7 protein-coding genes are annotated in these 6,420 nt (G+C 44.0%); 2 read left to right on the top strand and 5 right to left on the bottom strand.

Annotated features, from left to right (window positions below):
• From R7R24_RS13635 to rlmE, 4 genes are all read right to left on the bottom strand, one after another.
• Nucleotides 1–134: hypothetical protein (locus R7R24_RS13635; protein WP_318119515.1), on the bottom strand; the 134-nt coding region annotated here is incomplete at its 3' end.
• Nucleotides 135–153: 19 nt separating this feature from the next.
• Complete coding sequence (gene folP / locus R7R24_RS13630; RefSeq protein ID WP_017820419.1) at nt 154–984, bottom strand: dihydropteroate synthase; 831 nt, start codon at nt 982–984, stop codon at nt 154–156.
• A 52-nt stretch (nt 985–1,036) separates the two neighbouring features.
• Nucleotides 1,037–3,010 carry an ATP-dependent zinc metalloprotease FtsH gene (gene ftsH / locus R7R24_RS13625; protein ID WP_017635895.1) on the bottom strand — a complete coding sequence of 658 codons (1,974 nt, stop codon included), beginning with the start codon at nt 3,008–3,010 and terminating at the stop codon, nt 1,037–1,039.
• Between the two features lie 108 nt (nt 3,011–3,118).
• On the bottom strand, nt 3,119–3,748 hold the full coding sequence (rlmE, locus tag R7R24_RS13620; RefSeq protein ID WP_005388985.1) for a 23S rRNA (uridine(2552)-2'-O)-methyltransferase RlmE: 630 nt from the start codon (nt 3,746–3,748) through the stop codon (nt 3,119–3,121).
• 138 nt (nt 3,749–3,886) lie between these two features.
• Between rlmE and yhbY the strand changes: the two genes are divergently transcribed.
• A complete protein-coding gene (yhbY, locus tag R7R24_RS13615) occupies nt 3,887–4,183 on the top strand; it encodes a ribosome assembly RNA-binding protein YhbY (RefSeq protein ID WP_005380066.1) in 297 nt (98 codons plus the stop codon).
• An 84-nt stretch (nt 4,184–4,267) separates the two neighbouring features.
• Here the strand turns inward: yhbY and greA are convergent, their stop codons facing one another.
• Entirely contained in the window at nt 4,268–4,741 is a 474-nt protein-coding gene (gene greA, locus R7R24_RS13610) for a transcription elongation factor GreA (protein WP_054579094.1), read from the bottom strand.
• A gap of 545 nt (nt 4,742–5,286) precedes the next feature.
• Here greA and R7R24_RS13605 point away from each other — a divergent pair.
• Nucleotides 5,287–6,309: a porin gene (locus R7R24_RS13605; protein ID WP_005380064.1), complete on the top strand. Its 1,023-nt coding sequence runs from the start codon at nt 5,287–5,289 to the stop codon at nt 6,307–6,309.
• Nucleotides 6,310–6,420 lie beyond the last annotated feature (111 nt).

The raw sequence follows: 6,420 nt of genomic DNA, 5'->3' as shown, positions 1-6,420 counted from the left end.
TTCTTTGTGCCTTGTTTCGCTAGTACACGACCAGCAGCCCAGCCAAGCTTAAGTACGAAGTCTGGAGTGATTGGGTATTGTCCTACTTTACCGCGCACACCGTCAGTACCAAAGTAACGTCTTTCATTCGACATAAACTTTCCTTTATTATTTTTAAATATTGTTTTTCGTCATCTCAACAACTTTCATTGCTTCGATTGTCTCTTCAAAGTCATGCACGCGAATGATCTGCGCGCCTTTCATCGCGGCAATCGTAGCACAAACAACACTTGCGTTCGTACACTCTGCTGCTGGCTTGTCTAACAGTTTGAAGATCATGGATTTACGAGACATGCCAGCCAAAATAGGTAGGCCGAATTCATGAAACTTTTCAAGATGAGCAAGCATATGATAATTGTGTTCGATTGTTTTGCCAAAGCCAAACCCAGGATCGAGAATCAGTTGAGATTTATCAATCCCTGCTGCTTCACACGCCGCGATACGTTCTTCTAGAAAAGCCGACACGTCCCCCATTAAATCATCATAATGAGGGTCAACTTGCATGGTCCTAGGCTGACCTTTCATATGCATCAGACAAATTGGAAGGTTTGCTTCTGCTGCGACTTCCAGAGCACCTGGCTCTTGCAGCGAGCGGATGTCATTGATCAAATCAGCCCCAGCATCAATTGCTTGACGCATCACTTCTGCTTTACTGGTGTCAACGGAAATCCATACATCATATTTTTCACGAATGGCTTTGATTACTGGGACAACACGCCTAAGCTCTTCTTCCAAAGACACATCCGGTGCACCAGGTCTTGTCGATTCACCACCAACATCAACAATACTTACACCAGCCTTTATCATTTTATCAACTTGAGCAAGAGCAAGTTCAATTGAGTTGTATTTACCGCCATCCGAAAAGGAATCCGGTGTCACATTTAGAATGGCCATGACATGTGGACGCGAAAGGTCCAAAGATTTGTTATTTGCTGTAATCATCATCATAAACACAAAAACCCCGAGATAACTCGGGGTTTAATATTATCGATACTCTTTATTCAGAGTCTTTCTTTTCAGGCGCTTCGTTAGAAGTTGTTTCAGAAGAGCTAGGCTGTTCTGCATCTTTCGCAGTCTCCGTTGCTTCTTCTTTAACTTCTTGCTTTGCTTGAGGCTTGTCGCTGTCTTCTGGTTTGCTTGCTGAGTTATCACTCCAGCCCGCAGGCTCACGAATTTCAGCTTTGCGCTCCATTAAGTCATCAATCTGGCGAGCATCAATGGTTTCATACTTCATCAGCGCATCTTTCATCGCATGCATGATATCCATGTTCTCTTGAAGAATCTTCTTCGCACGATCGTAGTTGCGGTCAATGATCTGACGAACTTCGTCATCAATCAACTTCGCTGTATCGTCAGACACATGTTTAGTCTGAGTTACACTACGTCCTAAGAACACTTCGCCTTCATCTTCTGCATACAGCAGAGGGCCAAGCTTTTCAGAGAAACCCCATTGAGTAACCATCTTACGAGCAATATCTGTTGCGCGCTCGATATCATTAGAAGCACCGGTTGATACTTTGTCAGCACCGTAGATAAGTTCTTCTGCTAAACGACCACCGTACAAGCTAGAAATCATTGATTCTAGGTGTTGGCGAGACATACTCACGCGGTCCTGCTCTGGAAGGTACATTGTTACACCCAACGCACGACCACGTGGAATGATAGACACTTTGTACACTGGATCGTGTTCAGGAACCAAGCGACCAACAATCGCGTGACCCGCTTCGTGGTATGCGGTTGACTCTTTAACTTCCTCAGACATCACCATTGAACGGCGCTCAGCACCCATCATGATTTTGTCTTTCGCCAGTTCAAACTCAACCATAGAAACGTTGCGCTTGTTACCGCGCGCAGCAAACAGGGCTGCTTCGTTAACTAAGTTTGCTAGGTCAGCACCAGAGAAGCCTGGAGTACCACGCGCGATGAGAGAAGGCTCTACATCACCCGCTAGAGGGACCTTACGCATGTGAACTTTTAGGATCTGTTCACGGCCACGTACATCTGGAAGACCAACTACCACTTGGCGGTCAAAACGACCAGGACGCAGTAACGCAGGGTCCAACACATCAGGACGGTTAGTCGCAGCGATAACGATAATACCTTCGTTACCTTCGAAACCATCCATCTCAACGAGCATTTGGTTTAGTGTTTGTTCACGTTCATCATGACCACCACCAACACCTGCGCCACGTTGACGACCTACCGCATCGATCTCATCGATAAAGATGATACAAGGTGCGGCTTTCTTTGCTTGTTCAAACATGTCACGCACACGAGATGCACCAACACCAACGAACATCTCTACGAAATCAGAACCAGAGATAGTAAAGAATGGTACTTTCGCCTCACCGGCAATGGCTTTCGCTAGAAGCGTTTTACCCGTACCAGGAGGACCAACCATTAGAACACCCGTTGGAATCTTACCGCCCAGTTTTTGGAAGCGGCTTGGATCGCGTAGGTAGTCCACCAGTTCTTTCACGTCTTCTTTTGCTTCGTCACAACCAGCAACGTCAGCAAAAGTTGTCTTGATTTGTTCTTCGCTCATCATTCGAGCTTTGCTCTTACCAAAAGACATGGCGCCTTTACCACCGCCGCCTTGCATTTGACGCATGAAGAAAATCCATACACCAATCAGTAAGATCATTGGGAACCAAGAGATGAAGATAGTACCAAGCAAGCTTTGCTCTTCTGGAGGCGTGCCTTGTACTTTCACGTTTTGGTTAATTAGGTCATCTAGAAGCTTTTGGTCATACACTGGCATGTAAGTGACCATTTTGGCACCGCCGCCACGACGAACAAAGCTAATTTCACCGTCTTTAAAAGTTGCTTCTTGAATCTGGCCTTGGCCAACTTCCTGTACAAACGTGGTGTAATCCACGGTTCTGCCATTGCTTTCTCCAGGGCCAAAGCTCTGGAATACCGACATCAATACGACGGCGATAACAAGCCACAGAATTAAATTTTTTGCCATGTCACTCAAGGTGTAAGCCTCTCGATAACTAATTGTAATTAAAGGTAGGGTACTACAGTTCATTAACTGTAGCTATAGTGTTAACACGCTCTCAAGAGAGCAAAATGGTTAACCTTTGTAACCAGTGGCTACGACGAAGACCTCTCGAGAGCGAGCTCGCGATGAGTCTGGTTTTCTAATTTTTACGGCTTTAAACATGTCTCGGACTTCTTTCACATACTGATCGAAGCCTTCCCCTTGGAAAACCTTTACGACAAAGCTACCATTAGGCGCTAGAACTTGTCGACACATATCTAAAGCTAATTCAACTAAATACATAGCGCGAGGTTGATCAACAGAATTGTTTCCCGCGATGTTAGGCGCCATATCAGACATTACTACGTCTACCATGGAAGGTTGGATCCTTTCTAGCAAAGCTTCCAATACTGCATCATCACGAAAGTCGCCTTGTAAAAAGCTAACGCCAGCAATCGGGTCCATAGGAAGCAAGTCACACGCGATGATCTGACCACTGTCCCCTACTATCTTAGCAGCATATTGAGACCATCCGCCCGGCGCAGCCCCCAAGTCGACGACTGTCATTCCAGGCTTTAACAATTTATCTTTCGTTTGAATCTCATCGATCTTGAAATAAGCACGTGAGCGGTAGCCTTTTTTTCGGGCTTCATTCGCGTATTTATCATCAAAGTGTTCTTTCAACCAACGACCAGAACTAGCCGAATGTTTTTGTTTACTCATTTTAATCCCAACAAGGCACAAATTGGAGCTATTGTTTTAATAGGCGCTACCTATTACTCAATAAATTATAGTCTTCAGCAATAGATGGCGTTAAAATAGCTTTTTTCAACCCTTATTTTAAAGAAAATTGGCCGCGTAATGAACCTAAGCACCAAACAAAAGCAGCACCTTAAAGGCCTAGCTCACAGTTTAAAACCTGTTGTGCTAATGGGCGCAAATGGACTTACAGAAGCCGTGCTAGCAGAAATTGAAATCGCTCTTAACCATCACGAACTTATCAAAGTAAAAGTTGCTTCGGAAGATCGTGAAACAAAACAGCTAATCATCGACGCTATCGTACGTGAGACGGGCGCTGAAAAAGTTCAGACTATTGGTAAAGTGCTTGTGCTATACCGCCAGTCTGAAGAGCGTAAAATCGAAATCCCTCGTAAGTAACTCTACTTACGTTGCTGAAGAAAAAAGGTCGCCTGAGGCGACCTTTTTGCGTTTTATCAGAGTAGTAATGCTACTCCAAACGACTTAGATATATTCTACTCGGTCAATTTCGAAGTCTTTCGCGCCACCCGGAGTTTGAATAGCAACTTCATCGCCTTCCATCTTACCAATCAGGCCACGAGCAATAGGTGAGCTCACTGAAATGCGACCTGCTTTGATATCGGCTTCGTCATCACCAACGATTTGGTACGTTTTTTCTTCTTCGGTGTCGATATCAATCAAGGTTACGGTTGAACCAAAAATAACTTTACCCGTGTTATCCATCTTCGTTACATCAATAACTTGAGCAACTGACAGTTTGTATTCAATGTCACGGATTTGTGCTTCACAAATGCCCTGCTCTTCACGAGCGGCGTGATATTCAGCATTCTCTTTTAAATCACCTAGCTCACGAGCTTCAGCAATTGCCTCTGAGATCTGAGGACGTAGTTTAAGTAGACGATCGAGTTCTGCACGTAGCTTTTGCTCGCCACGTAGTGTCATTGGAACTTTTTCCATTTTATAACCTCAAGCCCAAATGGGTCTTTGGACAAAAAAAGCCCACCCTGTCATAGGACTGGGTAGTGCGCTTAAAGATGTATTTCGTTTAGTGTAAACAAACTCCCGGACGAAATCATCTTAATTCGAAAGACAGCAAGACTATGCCTTTTCGGCATAATGATATAACTCACTTTTAGAGCGGTTCTAGGGCGAATCACCTTCTCAATTTATTGAAAAACAACACTGTTCATTACACCAAAAACCTCAAAAAAGATAAAAACTAATCAATGTCAGGCCAATGTCATTGCCAATAATTTCAATCAAAAACAGTAATTTAAATAAAAACAACGCACAATTGAACAGTGTTCATCAGTGGGATTTATATCATTTTACTAACTCATACGGAAACTTTAGCAGTAAAACATGTCCAGCGAGTTGTTAGATCAATGGCTTACAAGTGCGAACTATATCGCTCAATTAGCCAATTTTGGACCAACAACTTGTGAGAGATCACCTCTCCCCCATACAACAATGATTATGGACAGCTAACTAGGACAAATAAGATGAAAAAGACTCTAATTGCTCTTTCTGTATCTGCAGCAGCTATGGCAACTGGCGTAAACGCAGCTGAACTTTACAACCAAGACGGTACTTCTCTAGAAATGGGCGGCCGTGCTGAAGCACGTCTATCTATGAAAGATGGCGACGCTCAAGACAAATCTCGCATCCGTCTAAACTTCCTTGGTAAACAAGAAATCAATGACAACCTATACGGTGTTGGTTTCTGGGAAGGTGAATTTGAGACTGCTCAAAACGGTACTGTAGACGGCGACGACAAGAGCGATCTAGAAACTCGTCTTGCTTACGCTGGTCTTGGCGGTGCTTACGGTGAGTTCGCATACGGTAAAACTGAAGGTGCACTAGGCGTTATCACTGACTTCACAGATATCATGGCTTACCACGGTAACTCTGCAGCAGACAAACTAGCTGTATCAGACCGTACAGACAACATGATGGCTTACAAAGGCCAGTTTGAAAACCTAAGCGTAAAAGCAAGCTACCGCTTCGCTGATCGTATGGAAAACAAAAACACTGGTGAGTACTACGACAACAAACAAGACGGTTACTCTCTATCTGCAATCTACGCTCTAGCTGACACTGGTCTTGAGCTAGGTGCTGGTTACGCAGATCAAGACAAAGCTAACGAGTACATGCTAGCTGCATCTTACACAATGTCTGATCTTTACTTCGCTGGTGTATTCACTGACGGCGAGAAAATGGAAGATTCAAACAACAGTAACACAGTTGATTACACTGGTTACGAGCTAGCGGGTGCTTACACTCTAGGCCAAACAGTATTTACAACATCATACAACAATGCAGAAACTAACAACGAAACTTCTGCAAACAACTTCGCTGTTGATGCTTCTTACTACTTCAAGCCTAACTTCCGTGGTTACATTTCTTACAACTTCAACCTGATTGATGCAGGTGACAAGTTTGGTTCAACTGACACGAGCAAAACAGTTGCAACTAAGATCGATGCTGAAGACGAGCTAGCTCTAGGTCTACGTTACGACTTCTAATTCCGGTCTTTGACTAGAATATCGAATGCCCGCTTTAAGCGGGCATTTTTTATACTTCATTTTAAGCAGCGCGCCTTTCTCTCGTGTCTCATTCATGAAGACATTTGAAGC

The sequence above is a fragment of the Vibrio sp. 704 genome (assembly GCF_033339295.1).
This window is presented reverse-complemented; position numbering and strand designations above follow the sequence as displayed.

Coding starts and splice junctions, on each gene's coding strand:
- folP (WP_017820419.1), bottom strand. CDS start 984: ATGATGATTACAGCAAATAACAAATCTTTGGACCTTTCGCGTCCACAT.
- ftsH (WP_017635895.1), bottom strand. CDS start 3,010: ATGGCAAAAAATTTAATTCTGTGGCTTGTTATCGCCGTCGTATTGATG.
- rlmE (WP_005388985.1), bottom strand. CDS start 3,748: ATGAGTAAACAAAAACATTCGGCTAGTTCTGGTCGTTGGTTGAAAGAA.
- yhbY (WP_005380066.1), top strand. CDS start 3,887: ATGAACCTAAGCACCAAACAAAAGCAGCACCTTAAAGGCCTAGCTCAC.
- greA (WP_054579094.1), bottom strand. CDS start 4,741: ATGGAAAAAGTTCCAATGACACTACGTGGCGAGCAAAAGCTACGTGCA.
- R7R24_RS13605 (WP_005380064.1), top strand. CDS start 5,287: ATGAAAAAGACTCTAATTGCTCTTTCTGTATCTGCAGCAGCTATGGCA.